This window comes from Candidatus Rhodoblastus alkanivorans, assembly GCF_022760755.1.
GTDB classification, from domain to species: domain Bacteria; phylum Pseudomonadota; class Alphaproteobacteria; order Rhizobiales; family Beijerinckiaceae; genus Rhodoblastus; species Rhodoblastus alkanivorans.
Genome location: NZ_JAIVFP010000001.1, coordinates 3,119,701 through 3,136,830 on the forward strand (window position 1 = coordinate 3,119,701; position 17,130 = coordinate 3,136,830).

Below are 17,130 nucleotides of genomic sequence, written 5' to 3' on the forward strand. Positions count from 1 at the left end.
CTTGCGCATCGCCACCTGGAACGTCAATTCCGTGCGCCAGCGTGTCGAGGCGCTCGTCGGCTATTTGCGCACTGTCCAGCCGGATGTTCTGTGCCTTCAGGAGCTGAAATGCCTGGAAGAGCAGTTCCCTCGGCTGGAGGTCGAGGCGGCGGGCTATAATGTCGCGATCCACGGCCAGAAATCCTATAATGGCGTCGCCATCCTTTCCAAGGCGCCGATGGAAATCGCCGTCGGCCTGCCGGGCGACGAAAACGACGCCCAGTCGCGCTATATCGAGGCCGTGATCCCCTGGGGCAAGACGGCGCTGCGGGTCGGCTGCCTCTATCTGCCCAACGGCAACCCGCTCGGCGCGGACAAATATGACTACAAGCTCGCCTGGATGGACCGGCTGATCGCCCATGCGCGCAAGCTGCTTTCATACGAAGAGCGGCTGGTTCTGTGCGGCGATTACAATGTCATCCCCGACGCGCGCGACGTGTACGACCCCGAGTCCTGGCTCGGCGACGCCCTTTACGCGCCGCCGACGCGGCAAAAATTCCGCGAATTGCTGGCGCTCGGCTTCACCGACGCCTTGCGCGCGACGACCGACGCGCCGAAGCAATATACTTTCTGGGATTATCAGGCCGGCGCCTGGCAGAAGAACAACGGTCTGCGGATCGACCATCTTCTGCTGTCGCCCCAGGCCGCCGACCGGCTGGAAAGCGTGGCCATCGACCGCGACATGAGGGCCAGGGACAAGCCTTCGGACCATGTGCCGATCAGGGTGGACTTGAAGGCCTGAAACCTTTCTGAATCCTGCCCCCAAAAAGCTCCGGCCCCCATTTGAGGGGGCCGGCCGGATGCTTTGCTATTTACTTTGACGCCTATTGGACTTTCGGCGGTTCTTCGGCCTTCGGCGCGCCAGACATTACGGGAATGGTCTTGGCGGTCGTCGTCTTGGCGGCGGGTTTCTGAACTGTCAGATGCAGGACGCCCTTGTCATAATGGGCGTTAATCGCATCCGCCGCAGGTTCGAACGGCAGCAGCACCGTGCGATAGAATGCGCCGAACCGGCGTTCGGTCACGTGCCAATCTTTATCCTCGCGTTTGTTTTCACACCTTTTCTCGCCGGAGACGATAAGGCGATCGCCTTCGACGCGAACCTTGATGTCCTTCTCATCGACGCCCGGAATTTCCAGCGTCGCTTCGATCGCATTTTCAGTCTCGGCGATGTTCATCGCCGGAACCGGCGCCATGGCTTCTTTCATGGCGGGCGTCTGGAACATTTTCGGAAGGTCTCGCCCGAACAGCTCCCTTTCAAAAGCGCGGAAGGGATCCGTCACAAAGTCGCGCGTCCAGAGATCCGGAAGCAGGGTTTTCATGACATCCTCCTGTCCGCCCCGCGCCCGGCGAGCAGCGGCTCGCCATTTGCGGGGCGTCACGACGAGGGTTCTGTCCCTTGGGGTTGCGGTTGGGGCTGAACCCCTCGCTTCAATAGCTAATATAGAATTCTCGCCAGAAAAGGCATTGATCGAAATCATTGTTGCGGCTGGACACAACTTTTCTCGATTTTGTCGAGCGCCGCGGCGACCGCGTCGAACACCAGCAGGATCGAGGCGTGACGGGCCTTGTAATCGCGCGCGGGTTCGAGCACGCCCGCGTCGGCGAAGCGGCCCTGCGGCGGCGGGCCATTTTCCTTGAGCATTTTGCGCATGCATTCGCGCAAGTCCCGCAATTCTTCGGGCGCCGCGCCGACGATATTCCGCCCCATGACCGAGGACGCCGCCTGGCCGAGAGCGCAGGCCTTCACATCCTGGGCGTAATCGGAAACCCTTCCGTCTTCGAGACTGAGATCCACGGTGATCGAGGAGCCGCACAGCCGCGAATGAGCGTCGGCCGAGGCCTGCGGCGCCTCAAGCCGGCCAACCCGCGGGATATTGGCGGCAAGTTCCAGGATTTTGCGGTTGTAGATGTCGTCGAACATGATTTTCGCGGCGCGCCTCTGCTCATCAGATAGAGTGCGAGCGAAAGGGTTGCAACCGCGCCCTCCCCCGCTAGGCGCGCGAAATTGTCGCCTTGAAAATAACGCCATGATTTCAATACATGACAGCGTTTGTTCTAGGCCCCGCCGACCAACGCCAGCCAGCCGTCCTCATCGATCACTTCGACGCCAAGCTCCCGCGCTTTGGCCAGCTTCGACCCCGCATCGGCGCCGGCGATGACGAGGTCTGTCTTTTTCGAGACCGAGCTCGACACTTTGGCGCCGAGGCGTTCCGCCATGGCCTTGGCCTCGTCGCGGGTCATTTTTTCCAGCGAGCCGGTGAAGACGACTGTCTTGCCCGCCACCGGACTGTCGCTCTTGAGCGCCTCCATCGGCAGGATGCGCACTTCCGCCAGCAAAGCGTCGAGCGCGCGCTCATTGTGCGGCTCGACGAAAAAATCCGCCACCGCTTCGGCGACGACCTCGCCGATGCCGTCAATGTCGTTGATCCGTCGGCGGGCCTCGCTACCGGGCGTGGCATGGCGAGCGGTCTCGCGCAAGGCGTCGAAAGTTTCGAAGGAGCGCGCCAGTCGGATGGCGTTGGTCTCGCCGACATGGCGGATCCCCAGGGCGAAAATGAATCGGTTGAGCGCGATCTCGCGCCGCGCCTCGATCGCCGCAAACAGCTTTCTGGTCGAGACCTTCCCGAAGCCCTCGAAATTCTCGATCTTGGTCAGGCTTTCACGGTCGCGCCGCTGAAGGGTGAAAATGTCGGCGGGGGCGCCAATCAGGCCCTTGTCATAGAAAAAGGCGATCTGCTTATCGCCGAGGCCTTCGATATCGAAAGCATTACGTGAACAAAAGTGTCTCAGTCTTTCAACAGCTTGAGCCGGACAAACTAAAGTTCCAGTGCAACGCCGCGCCGCCTCCGCCTCGCCGGTCTTGGCGTCGATTTCGCGCACCGCCGCCGAGCCGCAGGCCGGGCAGACATGGGGAAATTCATAGGGTTTCGCGCCCTCCGGACGCTTTTCCGGAACAATGCCGAGGATTTGCGGAATGACGTCGCCCGCGCGCTGAACGATCACACTATCGCCCACGCGAATATCCTTGCGCGTGATCTCGTCCTCATTGTGCAGGGTCGCATTGGAGACGACCACGCCGCCGACGGTCACCGGATCGAGCCGCGCCACCGGGGTCAGCACGCCTGTGCGGCCGACCTGAATCTCGATGTCGCGCACGACGCTGATCGCCTTTTCCGCCGGGAATTTATGCGCCGTCGCCCATCGCGGCGCACGCGAGACGAAGCCCAACCTTTGCTGAAGCGCGAGGTCGTTGACCTTATAGACCACGCCGTCGATATCATAGCCGAGCGCGGCGCGCCGGCTCTCGATGTCGCGAAAATGAGCGAGCATTTCCGCCGCCGAACGGCATAGAATCGTCAACGGATTGACCGTGAAGCCAAAGTCGCGGAAGGCCGCGATCACGCCCATCTGCGTGTCGGCCGGCGGCGCCGGCTCCGCCGCCCCCCAAACCAACTCGCCCCAGGCATAGGCAAAGAATTTCAGCGGCCGTTGCGCCGTGATATTGGCGTCGAGCTGGCGCAGCGAGCCGGCCGCGGCGTTGCGCGGATTGGCGAACAAGGGCTTTTCGGCCGCCGCCTGCCTTTCGTTGAGCGCGGCGAAGTCGCTGTGGCTCATATAGACTTCGCCGCGCACGTCGATGATTTCCGGCGGCGCGCCGGCCAGTTTTTGCGGAATATCGGCGATGGTCCGGACATTGGCGGTCACGTCCTCGCCGACCAGCCCGTCGCCGCGCGTGGCGGCGCTGACCAGGACGCCCTTTTCATAGCGCAGCGAGCAGGAAAGCCCGTCGATCTTGGGCTCGGCGGTGAAGGCGACTTCCGCCTGCGGGTCGAGGCCGAGAAAACGTTTCACCCGGGCGACGAAATCCTCCAGTTCCTCGTCCGAGAAAATATTGCCGAGCGAGAGCATGGGCACGGCATGCGCGACCTTGGCGAATTTCTCGGCCGGCGCCGCGCCGACAGTCCGGCTCAGCGAGTTTTCATCAACCAGTTCGGGAAACTCGGCCTCCAGCGCCTGATAGCGTTGGCGGAGCGCGTCATATTCCGCATCGGAAATGATCGGCGCGTCATTCTGATAATAGGCGCGGTCATGCGCGGCGATTTCCTCGCCGAGTTTGGCGTGCTCTTCGCGGGCGCGCACGCGTTCGTCCCTCTTGCTCATGCTAGCGCGCATTTTCGATCAGCCGCGCCGCCGCCGCCCGCGCCTCCTCGGTGATGGTCGCGCCAGCGAGCATGCGGGCGATCTCCTCGCGGCGGTGCTCGTCGGCGAGCGGCGCGACGCGGGTGGCGGCGCGCGCGCCCTTGTCGGCGAGGTCCTTGGAAATGCGCATATGGGTGGTGGCGCGGGCCGCGACCTGCGGCGCGTGGGTGACGGAGAGCACCTGCACGTTCGCCCCTAGGCGCGCCAGCCGTTGGCCGATGGCGTCGGCCGCCGCCCCGCCCGCGCCCGAATCGATTTCGTCGAACACCAGAGTCGGGGCCGAGCCGCGATCGGCCAGAGCCACTTTCAGCGCCAGCATGAAACGCGACAGCTCTCCCCCCGAGGCGACCTTCATCAACGGGCCGGGACGCGATCCGGGATTGGTCTGGACCCAGAACTCGACTTTTTCCGCGCCGTCCGGCCCCGCCTGCGATTCGTCGGTCACGATCTGGGTCGAAAAAACCGCGCGCTCCAGCTTGAGCGGCGGCAGTTCGGCGTTCACCGCCGCGTCGAGCGCTCTGGCGGCCTTTTTGCGCACCGCGGTCAAATCGGCGGCGCAGGCGCGATAATGGACCTCCGCCGCTTCGCACGCCTTGGCGAGCGCGACGAGGCGCGCCTCGCCGGCGTCGAGCGCGGCGAGATCGGCCGCAAATTTTTCCGCGAGGGCAGCAAGCCCGTCCGCAGGCGTGGAATATTTGCGCGAGGCGGCGCGCAGAGCGAACAGCCGCTCCTCGACTTGCTCCAGCGCGCGCGGGTCGAATTCAGCGTCACGCAGGGCCTGATCGAGCGCCTGCTGGGCAAGATCGAACGCGGTGAGCGCGGCGTCGAGCGCCTTGAGCGCCGGCTCGATCAGGTGCGGGGCCTGGGGCTGGCGCCGCTCCAGCCGGCGCAGGGCGGAGGACAAGGTGGAGAGCGGCGAGCCGTCGCCGGAAACGCTATCCTGAGCGTCTCGAAGGTCGCCGGCGACTTTTTCCGCCTGCTGCATCGCCGTGCGCTCGGCCGCAAGCTCCTCCTCCTCGCCGGCGCGGGGGCCGAGTTTGGCCAGCTCCTCATGGGCGTGGCTGAGGTAATCCGCTTCCTTGCGCGCGGCCTCGACCGCCGCCGTCTCGTCGCGCAAGGCCTGGTTGGCCTCACGCAACTCGGCATGGGCCGCGCGGGTTCTGGCGACAAGGTCACCGTGGCCCCCGAAGGCGTCGAGCAGCGCGCGATGGACATTGGGATCGACCAGAACACGGTCGTCGTGCTGACCGTGGATCTCCACCAAAGCATCGCCGACGGCGCGCAGGGCCTGAATGCTGACCGGCTGATCGTTGACGAAGGCGCGGCTGCGGCCATCGGCCATCTGCACGCGGCGCAGGATGAGGTCGCCCTCGACGTCTAGGCCCTGTTCGGCGGCGACGAGGCGCGCGGGATGACCTGGCGGCGGATCGAACACCGCGATCACCTGCCCCTGCCCCTGCCCCGAGCGCACCAAGGCGCCATCGCCGCGCCCGCCAAGGGCCAGCGAAAAGGCGTCAAGAAGAATGGATTTGCCGGCGCCGGTTTCGCCGGTGAGCACGGTCAGGCCGGGGCCGAAATCCAGCTCCAGCCGGTCGATCAGGACGATGTCGCGAATCGCGAGCTGAACCAACATTTCCCCTGCCCAGACGAGAGCTGCGCCCCCTCTCCGCAGGAATAAAGCGAAACGCGCCTCAGCTCAATCCGACCTTTTTGAAAGCCTTGGAAATCCACGAATCCTGGTGCTCGTGCGGCGAAAGCCCGTTCGACTGCAGACGCTCGTAGGCGTCCTTGTACCATTGCGAATGAGGATAATTCGCGCCCAGAATCGCTGCGGCCGTCTCCGCCTCCTGGGTGATGCCCATGGCAAGATAAGCCTCGGTCAGGCGCTCCAGCGCCTCCTCGGCCTCGCGCGTCTTCTGGTATTTGAACAGGACCTCGCGGAAACGATTGATCGCCGCGGTATAATTCTCACGCTTCAGATAGAAGCGGCCCACATCCAGCTCATGGCCGGCAAGCTGGTCGCGGCAGATGTCGATCTTCAGATGCGCGTCCTGCGCATATTTCGACTTGGGATATTTATCCACCACGGTTTGATAATATTTTTGCGCTTTCACGACCCGGTCCTGGTCGCGCTCGACGTCGGGCATTTCGCCATACATCGCCTGTCCGGCGAGATAGTTCACATAAGGGGCGTCGGGCGCATTCGGGTAAAGCGAATTGAAACGGTCGGCGCCGGTGGAGGCGTCGATATATTTGCCCCCCAGATAATTTGCGTAGACCTCCATCACCAGGCCTTTCCGCGCCCATTCGCCGAAGGGATATTGCTTCTGCAAATTGGCGAACTGCTTGGCGGCGGCCTCGTAATCCTTGTCCTGGATCTTGGCGAGGCCTTCGTTGTAGAGGTGGTCCGGAGGAACGACCGGATCGACCTTCATCTCATATTTGCTTTTGCCGAAGGGATTGAGGTCCTCCAGCGAAAAGCAGAACGCCGCCGAAGAGAACCCGACAAGCGCGACGCCTGCGAGAAGGACGGCGCGAAAAGTCCTGATGGCCGTGACATTCGAATGGTTCATTCAACACGCTCGTGATGACGCGGGCGCGCCGTGGGCCCGGATGAGTTTCGCATTTCTGGCGACTATGCGCAGACGGACGCGCCAGGCGCGCCGCTCTTAACCCACGCGCATAGCGCCGCGCGCCGGAAAGCAAAAGCGATTTTTTACGGCATTTTTAAGACTTGCCGCTTTCGGCTCAGCTGCGCTCCGGCATGAAGACCGGCGCCGCGACCAGACCGAGATCGGCGCGCGCGCCTTCGCGCGGCGCGGGAGCGCCTTCAACGAAGCGATAAGCCGAACGGTCGGCGAAAAGCGCGGCTAGCGCCGCCACATTCAATTTATGGCCGCCGCAATAGGAGCGGTATTGGCCCAGGATCGGCGCCCCGGCCAAAGCCAGATCGCCGACGGCGTCGAGCATCTTGTGGCGCACGAATTCGTCGGAAAACCGCAGACCTTCGGGGTTGAGCACGCGGTCATCGTCGATGCCGACAGAATTTTCGAGCGACGCGCCGAGCGCGAAGCCGGCCATGACCAGGCGCTTGACGTCGGCGAGGAAGCCGAAGGTGCGGGCGCGCGCCAGTTCGCGGCGGAAGGCGGAGGCGTCGAGATCGAGAATCTTGCGCTGGCGGCCGATCGCCTCGCTCTTGAAATCGATTTCGACATCGAGCCGGAAGCCCTTGTCGGCGGGAAGAAGCTCGGCGAAGGCGCGGCCCTGCTCGACGCGGACCGGCTTGAGAATCTTGATATAGCGGCGGGAGGCGTCGAGCTGGGCGATCCCGGCGCGGTCGATCGCCTCGACGAAGGCGCCCGCCGAGCCGTCCATGATCGGCACTTCAGGGCCGTCGACCTCGACGAGGCAATTATCGACGCCCATGCCATGCAAGGCCGCGACCAGATGTTCGATGGTGGCGACCATATGCTGCGCGCCGTCGCCGATGACGGTGCAAAGCTCGGTCATGGTCACCTTGGCCCAATTGGCCTCGATGAAACGGCTGCCGCCATCGGGCAGGCCGCTGCGCAGGAAGACGAGCCCGGTGTTCGCTTCGGCGGGATTGAGAACCAGACGGACGGGCTTTCCCGAATGAACGCCAATGCCCCCGGCCAGAACGATGCGTTCGCGGAGCGTGGTCTGAAAGCGAGGCTTCATTATATTTCCGTTGGCTCGTCCCGGCGAACGACGGGACTATTGGGGTGACGCCACGGTCTCGCCGCGATAATGCGGCGTCTCCCGGAAAGGCGCGTGGCGACCGCCGAGGGCGATCCTCGATACCGAACTTCGGGAAGCCTTATCGCCTGCCGAAATCCTTGATTCGCCACATTGAAAAGATATCGGGAGCAACGCGCCATAACAAATCACTCTTTCTTACGCCGCTGTTACAAATTAACCTCATTTTCGACCTGATCCCGTTAATCGAGCGTTCGCCTTTACCGCGATTCGCAGCAATGCAACACAAAAAACCCGCCTTGCGGCGGGTTTTCGTCCGTCTCCGTCACATTTGCGGCGATTCGTCAGTTCGACTGGCGCCGCAGGAAGGCGGGAATTTCGAGGTGATCGTCCTCGGCGCGGGGATAGCCCCGGCCATTGGGGTCGATCGCGGCCGGACGCTGGGCCGGCGGACGCTTGGCGTATTCCGCATGGACCGGCGAGGGCTGGGCCTGACGCGGCGGCGCATAACCCATGGGCGGCTGGGCGCCGGCGGGAGCCTGCGGCGCGCCAAGCGCGGGCGGCGCCATCGGGGCGCCGGCGGCCTGTTCCTCGGCGCGGCTCATGCCGAAAGTGGCGAGACGCTCGAGCAGGGTGCGGCGGCGGGTTTCCTGGCCGTGCTGCTGGCTGGCGCGGATCAGGTTCTGGCCGGGCAGCGGCAGTTCGTCGATATTGGGCATGCGCGGGGCGCGCATGGGCTGTTCCGCCGGCGGCGGGACGAAGGGCTCCTGAATGGCGTGCGCCTCGGGCCGACGCGCCGGCGGGGCCGGCGGCTCCTGATAGACCGCCGGGGGCGGCGCCATGCGCTTGATCTGCACGTCGGGATGGTGCGGCGCATAGGCCACTTCGGCCGCCGTCTGAGGCTGCTGCGCGTAAGCGGGCGCGGGCTGCGGGGCATAGGCCGGCGCGGGCTGCGGGGCATAGGCCGGCGCGGGCTGCGGGGCATAGGCCGGCGCGGGCTGCGCCTGAGCGGTCGCGGGCTGCTGCGCCTGCGCGGCGTAATAGCCTTCGGGCGCCGGCGCCGGCGCGGCCGGACGCGCGGCCTGAACGGTCTCGGCCTGGCGGGACGCCGCCTGCATGCGCAGGCGCTCGGCGGCCTCGGCCGCGCCGCGCTGATCATTCATATCGGTGGCGCCGGCCGGCTTGTCGATGCCGGTGGCGACCACCGAGACGCGAATCACGCCTTCGAGCCCCTGGTCGAAGGTGGCGCCGAGAATGATATTGGCGTCCTCGTCCACTTCCTGGCGGATGCGGCTCGCGGCCTCGTCCACTTCATAGAGGGTGAGATCGTTGCCGCCGGTGATCGAGATCAGCAGGCCCTTGGCGCCCTTCATCGACACTTCGTCGAGCAGCGGATTGGCGATCGCGGCTTCGGCGGCGAGGATCGCGCGGCGCTCGCCGGTCGCCTCGCCGGTGCCCATCATCGCCTTGCCCATGTCGCGCATGATGGCGCGGACGTCGGCGAAGTCGAGATTGATCAGGCCCTCGCGCACCATCAGGTCGGTGATGCAGGCGACGCCGGAATAGAGCACCTGGTCGGCCATCGAGAAGGCGTCGGCGAAGGTCGTCTTCTCGTTGGCGACGCGGAACAGGTTCTGGTTGGGGATGACGATCAGGGTATCGACCGACTGGTGCAGATCCTCGATGCCGTTGTCGGCGATGCGCATGCGGCGCACGCCCTCGAACTGGAACGGCTTGGTGACGACGCCGACGGTGAGGATGCCCAACTCGCGCGCGGCGCGGGCGATGACCGGCGCCGCGCCGGTGCCGGTGCCGCCGCCCATGCCGGCGGTGACGAAACACATATGGGCGCCGGCGAGATGATCGCGGATTTCCTCGATCGCCTCCTCGGCCGAAGCGCGGCCGACTTCGGGCTGGGAGCCGGCGCCGAGGCCTTCGGTCACCTGCAGGCCCATCTGGATGATGCGCTCGGCCCGGGAGCTGGTCAGCGCCTGGGCGTCGGTGTTGGCGACGATAAAATCGACTCCGGCGAGACCGGAGGCGATCATGTTGTTCACTGCATTGCCGCCTGCGCCGCCCACCCCGCACACCATGATGCGGGGCTTGAGTTCGCGCAGTTCCGGCGCTTTAAGGTTGATCGTCATTTTGTGGCCTCTTGTTCTGTGGGCGAAGCCGCCCGCGCCTGTTTGCTGTTTGAACCCTGCCGCCGGAGGCGACGTTACGCGTTACTGTCAGAAACTTTCCTTGATCCATCGGCCGACCCGGCCGAAATAGCCCGCCGGCCGCCGCTCCCCGCCGGCGCCCGACCGGCTCGGCTCGAAATATTCGACGCTCGAGAATTGCGGATAGACCAGCAGCCCCACCGCCGCGGAAAAGCCCGGGCTTTTCGCCGATTCCGGCATCCCCTGCACGCCGAGCGGACGCCCGACCCGGATCTGGCCACCGAGAATGCGGCGCGCCGCCTCAGGCAGGCCGGTGAGCTGGCTTGCGCCGCCGGTCAGGACGATCCGTCCGCCGGAGGTCGGCGGGAAACCCGCCGCCTTGAGGCGGTCGCGCGCGAGTTCGAGAATCTCCTCGACGCGCGGGCGGATGATCCTCGTCAGCTGCGATTTCGAAATGTGGATCGGGCTGTCGCCCTCGTCCCCGACCTGCGGCGCGGCAAGCGTCTCGCGGTCGTCGGAAGGCGAAGAGATCGCGCTGCCATAGAGCGTCTTGAGCCGCTCGGCGTCGGCGAGCCTGGTGTTGAGCCCGCGCGCAATGTCCATGGTGATGTGCTTGCCGCCCACCGCGAAAGCGTCGCTGTGCGCCAGCCTGCCGTCGCGGAACGCGCCGATGCTCACCGAACCGCCGCCGAGATCGAGCACGGTCGCGCCGAGCACCGCCTCGTCATCGACCAGCACGGCGAGGCCCGAGGCATAGGGCGTGGCGACGACCGCCTCGATCGAGAGGTGGCAGCGTTCGATGGCGAGCAGAAGATTGCTGAGGGCGGGGGCGTCGGCGCTGACGACATGAAGATCGGCGCCGAGCGACTCGCCCATCATGCCCTTGGGGTCGCGAATGCCGGCGGCGCCGTCGAGATTGAAGCCGGTCGGCACGCTGTGGAGGATCGCCCTTCCGTGCCGCGCGGTGCGCACGGACGTCGCCTCCAGCACGCGGTGGATGTCGCCTTCGCTGACGCCTTTCACCAGCGGCACCTGGGCGTGGAAATAGGCCGATCCGAGCCGTCCGCCATGATTGGCGACGATCACGCTCTCGACCTGCGCCTTGGCCATGCGCTCGGCGGCGTCCACCGCGAGGCGGACCGCGGCCTCGGCCTCGTCCATGTCGATGACGACGCCGCCCTTGATGCCGCGCGAACGCTGGTGGCCTATCCCCAGAATTCGCGTGCGATGGGTGCGGCCGCGCAACAGGTCGGAGGGCTCGGCCGGGATCAGCTTGGCGATCAGGCAGACCACTTTCGAGGCGCCGACGTCGAGCACGCAAAGGATCGAGCTTTTGCGCGACGAGATCGGCTTGATCCGCGGGAGATGGACGGAAGCGGCCATTAGTGCGCTCCCTTGCCATGGGTGTGGGCGGCCTCGCGCGCGGCGGCGGCTTCCTCGGTCAGGCGGATGTAAAGCTTGCCCGGAACGCGCAGGTCGAGGGTGACGACGGCCTTTTCCAGCACGCCATATTCGCGTTCGAGCTGCGCCAGGGTGGCGACGGCCTCTTTGGGATTGACCTCGGGGAGCAGCACGTCCACGCCGGATTTCATCTTGAGGTTCCAGCGGCGCTGCGACACCAGCACGCCCGCGCGAATCTTGCTCCGCATCGCGCCGGCGGCGTCGAGCAGCGCAACATATTCGCCGATGCGCTCATTGGCGCCGTCGCCAACGACAAAAGGCAGGGTCTCGAATTTCGGATTGTTCAGCGTGTCGATCCGCGCGCCGTCCCTGGCGACGATCGAAACCGCGCCGTCCTTCTGCCACAGGCCGTAAGGCCGGCGCTCGGTGACGTCGATGACGAGGCGGTCGGGGAAATATTTGCGGACGCTGGCGTCTTTGATCAGCGGCAGGGCAAGGAGCCTGTTCCGCATTTCGTTGGCGTCGATGAACAGCAGCGATTGTTTGGCGTTAACCCCGGCGATCGCGAGGATTTCCTTGTCGGTCACTTCGACCTGGCCGGCGATGGTGACGGAATCGATGCCGAAGCCGATCGCGCGCGCGACAATGTCCCGGGGGGCGCCGTATTCCTGCACGAATGCGGCATATTGGCCGTTCTCCATCACGCCGAGCAAGCCGGCGCCGACGAGAAAGGCGACGGCGAGGGCGGAGCCAAGACCCGGCAGCCGCAAAATCGCCGTCAGCGCGCCGGCGTCGTGACGGACGCGCGGCCGCCGCCGGGCCGGAAATCCGGCGCGTCCCGGCGAGCGCGGATGAAAGAAGGAAAATCCATGGAAGGGTCCGGCCGCGGCGCCGGCGACCGCGGCGCGCGGAGACGCAAGGGCCGGATCAAGCCCATCTACCGATCGCAGGAGGCGTCTTCCACCATCCATTTCACAAGCTCACCGAACGAAATGCCGGCATAAGCGGCCAATTCAGGCGCAAGGGAAGTCTCGGTCATTCCCGGCTGCGTATTCACTTCCAGAACGACGAGTTCGCCCGTGCCGTTGGGGCGGTCGTCGTAGCGGAAGTCGGTTCGGCTCACGCCGCGGCATCCGAGCGCCCGATGCGCCATCAACGCCAAATCTTGAACATTTTGGTAAATATTTTCTTTAATTTTTGCAGGAAGTTCGTGAATTGATCCGCCCGGCGCATATTTCGCCTCGAAGTCGTACCAGCCGCCGCCGGCCGTTTTGATCTCGATGACGTCGAGGGCGCGATCGCCCATCACCGCGCAGGTTAACTCACGGCCAGCTATGTATTTTTCGGCGAGCATGAGGTCGCCATAGGGCCAGTCGGGCCGCAGCAGTTCCTGCGGCGGATGGGACGTTCCCTCCCGCACGATGAACACGCCGTAGGACGAGCCTTCCGCCACGGGTTTCAACACATATGGCGGCGGCAGGACATGGCCCCTGGCGGCCTCGAAGCGCGACACGGCCTTGCCCGGCGCGACCGGCACGCCGGCCGCCGCCATGACCATCTTGGCCTTGTCCTTGTTGGCGGCGAGCGCCGAAGCCAGCACGCCGGAATGGGTATAGGGGATGCGCAGCAATTCCAGCACGCCCTGGATCACGCCATCCTCGCCGCCCGGCCCGTGCAAAGCGTTGAACGCAGCGTCAGGCTTGAGCTTTGCCAGAACTTCCGCAACGTCGCGCCCGACATCGACGCGCGAAACCTGAAACCCCTCGCCTTCAAGCGCCTTGGCGCAGGCCTCGCCGGAGCGCAAGGACACGCTGCGCTCGCTGGAAAGGCCGCCCATCAGAACCGCGACGTGCTTGGTCATGTATTTTTTCCTTCGCAACCGTCATCGCCAGCCATAAGGCGCGCACCGCGCGCCCGTTGAATCCACGTCCGGCGCATGGCGCCGAGCTATGCCGAAGCAATCCGCCGATCAATCTGTCGCATGGCTGCAATGGATCACTTCGCTCGCAATGTCGTCAGTCGGAACTTCACGGCGCTATTTTGTCACGCCAATCCGCTTGATTTCCCATTGCAGTTCGACGCCGGTCGCCGCCTTGACCCTTGCACGGACTTCCTCGCCGAGGTTTTCGATGTCGGCGGCGGTCGCCGCGCCGCGGTTGATGAGAAAATTGCAGTGCATTTCCGAAACCTGCGCGTCGCCGACGACGAGGCCGCGGCAGCCGGCGCGGTCGATCAATTGCCAGGCCTTCTCGCCGGGCGGATTCTTGAAGGTCGAGCCGCCGGTCTTTTCGCGGATCGGCTGCGATTTTTCCCGCGCCTCGGTGATGCGGTCCATTTCCGCCAGGATTTGTTGGGGATCGCCTGGCTTGCCCTGAAACAGAGCGCTGGTGAAAATCACGTCCTCCGGCGCGCCGCTATGGCGATAGGTCATGCGGAGGTCGGCGACCGCGAATTCGACGATCTCGCCTTTGCGGTTCACGCCCCGCGCGGAAATGAGCGCCTCCTTCGTCTCGCCGCCATGGGCGCCGGCGTTCATCCGCAAGGCGCCGCCGATCGAGCCGGGAATGCCGCGGAGAAAGGCGAGGCCGTCGATCCCCGCCTCGGCGGCCGCCTTGGCGACGCGCATGTCCGGCGCAGCGGCGCCGGCGCGCAGCCGAAACCCCTCCTCGACCGCGATCTCGCCGAAAGCCTTGCCGCCGAGACGAATGACCACGCCTTTGACGCCGCCGTCGCGCACGATCAGGTTCGAGCCGAGGCCTATCGTCGTCACCGGGATTTCGGCGGGCAGATTTTTCAAGAAATAGGCCAGGTCCGCCTCGTCGGCCGGGCTGAACAGCAGTTCCGCCGGGCCGCCGACGCGGAACCAGGTGAAGGGCGCAAGCTTGGCCTGGGCGGCGAGCCGGCCGCGCAATTCGGGCGCCGCCGCGGCCACGCGCGCGGCCGGATCGGGAAAGGCGCGGCTCACGCGAAAACGCCCTCAAGCCATCGCGCGATGACTTCCATCCCGCGCGCCGCCGTCTCCGCGCCATGAAGCGCAGCCTGCTTGCGCAAGGTCGCAGGCCGCACGCCGGCCGCGGACAATTCCACCGCATGGCCGATCAGCCAGCTTTCCAGCGCATCCGGGTCCACCTCAAGATGGAACTGCAGGCCCAGCGCGTAATTCTCGATCGCGAAAGCCTGGTTCGGGCACGCCTGGGTGAAGGCGAGACGGACCGAGCCGCGCGGCAGGTCGAAATTGTCGCCGTGCCAATGAAGAACCGGCTCGTTGGCGAAAGGCGCCAGCACCGAGGCCAGCCCCGTCGGCGTCAGGCTCAGAGGAGCGTAGCCGATTTCCTTGGCCTGCCCCGGGTCCACCCTGGCGCCGAGCGAGGCCGCCATGAGCTGGGCGCCGAGACAAATGCCGAGCGTCGGCTTTTGCGCACGCAACCGCTCGCCGATCGCCGCCGTTTCCACGATCAGCCAGGGATAGTCCTCGACCTGATAGACCCCGATCGGCCCGCCGAGCACGACCAGCAGATCGCAGGATTGCATGTCGGCGACGGGGAAAGGTTCGAGGCCGGCGTCAAAACATCGAATCTCGAAGTCGAGATTCGTGAGCAGGCTCGCCAGAACGCCCAGGCCTTCGAAAGCGACATGGCGGATGACGAGGCAGGTCCTGCTCAAGCTTCGTCTCCCGCCGCGAGCTGGCCTGGCAGCGCATAGGCCCATTGCGTGATATTGCCAGCGCCGAGCATGACCACGTAATCGCCGGGGCCAGCGAGGCCGCGGATCATGTCGGGCAGGTCGTCGGGGCTCGGAAGGACCAGCGCCTGGCGATGGCCGTGGGCCTTGATCGCCGCGACCAGAGCCTCCTTGTTGACGCCTTCGATCGGCGTCTCGCCCGCCGCATAGACGTCGGCGACGATCACCACGTCGGCGTCGTTGAAACAGGTCGCGAACTGCTCGAACAGCGACTGAAGTCGGGTGTAGCGGTGCGGCTGGGCCACGGCGATCACCTTATGCGGCGTCGAGGCGCGGGCGGCGCGAAGCACCGCCGCGATTTCCACCGGATGATGACCGTAATCATCGAAAATCGCGACGCCTTTCCACTCGCCGGCGCGGGTGAAGCGGCGCTTGACCCCGCCGAAATTGGCGAGACCCTTGCGAATATTCTCGACGCTGACGCCAAGCTGATGGGCGACGGCGATGGCGGCGGTCGCGTTGAGGGCGTTGTGATGCCCGGGCATGGGCAGGGTCAGATCGGTCAGGACCTCCTCCCGGCCCTGCTGGCGGTCGCGCAAAGTGACGTCGAAGCGCGATACGCCGCCCGAAAGGTCGGTGTTGGAAAGGCGCGCGTCGGCCTGCGGATTCTCGCCATAGGTGACGACGCGGCGGTCCTCGATCTTGCCGACCAGTTCCTGCACGGCGGGATGGTCGATGCACATCACCGCGAAGCCATAGAAGGGCAGGTTTTCGATGAAGGCGCGGAAGGCTTCCTTGATCGCGTCATAGGTTTTGAAATGATCGAGATGCTCGGCGTCGATATTGGTGACCACCGCGACGTCGGCCGGCAGTTTCAGGAAAGTGCCGTCGCTCTCGTCGGCCTCGACCACCATCCAGTCGCCAAGGCCAAGCTTGGCGTTGGCGCCATAGGCGTTGATGACGCCGCCATTGATGACCGTCGGGTCGAGACCGCCGGCGTCGAGCAAAGTCGCGACCAGCGAGGTCGTGGTCGTCTTGCCATGGGTGCCGGCGATGGCGACGCATTGCTTGAGCCGCATCAGTTCGGCGAGCATTTCGGCGCGGCGCACGACAGGCAGGCGTTTTTCGCGCGCCGCGGCGAGTTCGGGATTGTCGCGCTTGATCGCGGTCGAGACCACGACCACCGCCGCCTCGCCGAGGTTCTTGGCGTTGTGGCCTACGAAGACGCGCGCGCCCTTTTCCCGCAGCCGTTTGACATTGGCGTTGTCGGCGGCGTCAGAGCCCTGGACGTCATAGCCGAGATTGAGCAGCACTTCCGCGATGCCCGACATGCCGATGCCGCCGATCCCGACGAAATGAATGGGGCCAAGTTTGCTCGGCAGTTTCATTCTGGATCTCCGAAAAGGCTCAGCCGGGCGGCGGCGACCAAAACTCGCTCAGGATGATGTCCGTGTCCCGCGGTTTTGCGCCGAGACCGGTGAGAAGGGCGTGAACCTGCCCACGATGATGCGTCTGATGGTTGAACATGTGGACCACGGCGAGCCAGCGCGGGCGGCGCGCCTCGCCGCCCATCAGCCCCGAAATCCAGACAAGCTCGCCGGCGAGATCGTCCGCCGCGAGCCCGCCCGCCCAGGCGATGATCCTGTCGTCCAAAGCGTTGCGCCGCTGCGTCAGCTCGTCCCAATCGGCGACATGATCGATCCCGGGAAAGGGCGTTTCCGGGCGGGCCACGTCCGACAGGCGGCTCATCCACATCTGGTCGGCCCACAAAAGGTGGTTGAGCGTCGCATGGACAGATTTGAAGAAAGCGCCGCGATCCTCCCGCCTTTGCGCGTCGGTCAGCGTCGCGGCGGCCTCGTACAGGCTGGCGTTCTGCCACCTGTTATATGCGGCGAGCGTCTTGACATAAGCGGGATCGATCATGGGC

Annotated in this window: 15 protein-coding genes; 1 reads left to right on the forward strand and 14 read right to left on the reverse strand. The window is 65.2% G+C overall.

From position 1 onward, the window contains the following. The first annotated feature begins 1 nt into the window (after position 1). Positions 2–781, forward strand: coding sequence for an exodeoxyribonuclease III (xth, locus tag K2U94_RS14435; protein WP_243067865.1), 780 nt, complete (start codon positions 2–4; stop codon positions 779–781). An 82-nt stretch (positions 782–863) separates the two neighbouring features. Here the strand turns inward: xth and K2U94_RS14440 are convergent, their stop codons facing one another. From K2U94_RS14440 to K2U94_RS14505, 14 genes are all read right to left on the reverse strand, one after another. Next, positions 864–1,520, reverse strand: coding sequence for an Hsp20/alpha crystallin family protein (locus tag K2U94_RS14440; protein ID WP_243067866.1), 657 nt, complete (start codon positions 1,518–1,520; stop codon positions 864–866). Then, a complete protein-coding gene (locus K2U94_RS14445) occupies positions 1,517–1,963 on the reverse strand; it encodes an iron-sulfur cluster assembly scaffold protein (RefSeq protein WP_243067867.1) in 447 nt (148 codons plus the stop codon). The genes K2U94_RS14440 and K2U94_RS14445 overlap by 4 nt, the downstream gene beginning before the upstream one ends. 134 nt (positions 1,964–2,097) lie before the next feature. Then, positions 2,098–4,203 carry an NAD-dependent DNA ligase LigA gene (gene ligA, locus K2U94_RS14450; protein WP_243067868.1) on the reverse strand — a complete coding sequence of 702 codons (2,106 nt, stop codon included), beginning with the start codon at positions 4,201–4,203 and terminating at the stop codon, positions 2,098–2,100. Position 4,204: 1 nt separating this feature from the next. Then, positions 4,205–5,875 (reverse strand): DNA repair protein RecN, encoded by a 1,671-nt coding sequence (gene recN, locus K2U94_RS14455; RefSeq protein ID WP_243067869.1) that lies wholly within the window; start codon positions 5,873–5,875, stop codon positions 4,205–4,207. A gap of 58 nt (positions 5,876–5,933) precedes the next feature. Beyond that, on the reverse strand, positions 5,934–6,815 hold the full coding sequence (locus K2U94_RS14460) for an outer membrane protein assembly factor BamD (RefSeq protein ID WP_243067870.1): 882 nt from the start codon (positions 6,813–6,815) through the stop codon (positions 5,934–5,936). 175 nt (positions 6,816–6,990) lie between these two features. Then, a complete protein-coding gene (gene lpxC / locus K2U94_RS14465; protein WP_243067871.1) occupies positions 6,991–7,941 on the reverse strand; it encodes a UDP-3-O-acyl-N-acetylglucosamine deacetylase in 951 nt (316 codons plus the stop codon). A gap of 362 nt (positions 7,942–8,303) precedes the next feature. After that, complete coding sequence (ftsZ, locus tag K2U94_RS14470; RefSeq protein ID WP_243067872.1) at positions 8,304–10,103, reverse strand: cell division protein FtsZ; 1,800 nt, start codon at positions 10,101–10,103, stop codon at positions 8,304–8,306. Positions 10,104–10,190: 87 nt separating this feature from the next. Beyond that, entirely contained in the window at positions 10,191–11,504 is a 1,314-nt protein-coding gene (ftsA, locus tag K2U94_RS14475) for a cell division protein FtsA (RefSeq protein WP_243067873.1), read from the reverse strand. Then, on the reverse strand, positions 11,504–12,493 hold the full coding sequence (locus tag K2U94_RS14480) for a cell division protein FtsQ/DivIB (protein ID WP_243067874.1): 990 nt from the start codon (positions 12,491–12,493) through the stop codon (positions 11,504–11,506). Before K2U94_RS14480 ends, ftsA begins: the two co-directional genes overlap by 1 nt. Continuing rightward, entirely contained in the window at positions 12,460–13,383 is a 924-nt protein-coding gene (locus K2U94_RS14485) for a D-alanine--D-alanine ligase (protein WP_243067875.1), read from the reverse strand. Before K2U94_RS14485 ends, K2U94_RS14480 begins: the two co-directional genes overlap by 34 nt. Before the next feature lie 174 nt (positions 13,384–13,557). Continuing rightward, on the reverse strand, positions 13,558–14,487 hold the full coding sequence (gene murB, locus K2U94_RS14490) for a UDP-N-acetylmuramate dehydrogenase (RefSeq protein ID WP_243067876.1): 930 nt from the start codon (positions 14,485–14,487) through the stop codon (positions 13,558–13,560). Further along, positions 14,484–15,185 (reverse strand): glutamine amidotransferase, encoded by a 702-nt coding sequence (locus K2U94_RS14495; RefSeq protein ID WP_243067877.1) that lies wholly within the window; start codon positions 15,183–15,185, stop codon positions 14,484–14,486. Before K2U94_RS14495 ends, murB begins: the two co-directional genes overlap by 4 nt. After that, a complete protein-coding gene (gene murC, locus K2U94_RS14500) occupies positions 15,182–16,591 on the reverse strand; it encodes a UDP-N-acetylmuramate--L-alanine ligase (protein ID WP_243067878.1) in 1,410 nt (469 codons plus the stop codon). The genes K2U94_RS14495 and murC overlap by 4 nt, the downstream gene beginning before the upstream one ends. Before the next feature lie 19 nt (positions 16,592–16,610). Beyond that, positions 16,611–17,126: a DinB family protein gene (locus K2U94_RS14505; RefSeq protein WP_243067879.1), complete on the reverse strand. Its 516-nt coding sequence runs from the start codon at positions 17,124–17,126 to the stop codon at positions 16,611–16,613. Between the last annotated feature and the right edge of the window lie 4 nt (positions 17,127–17,130).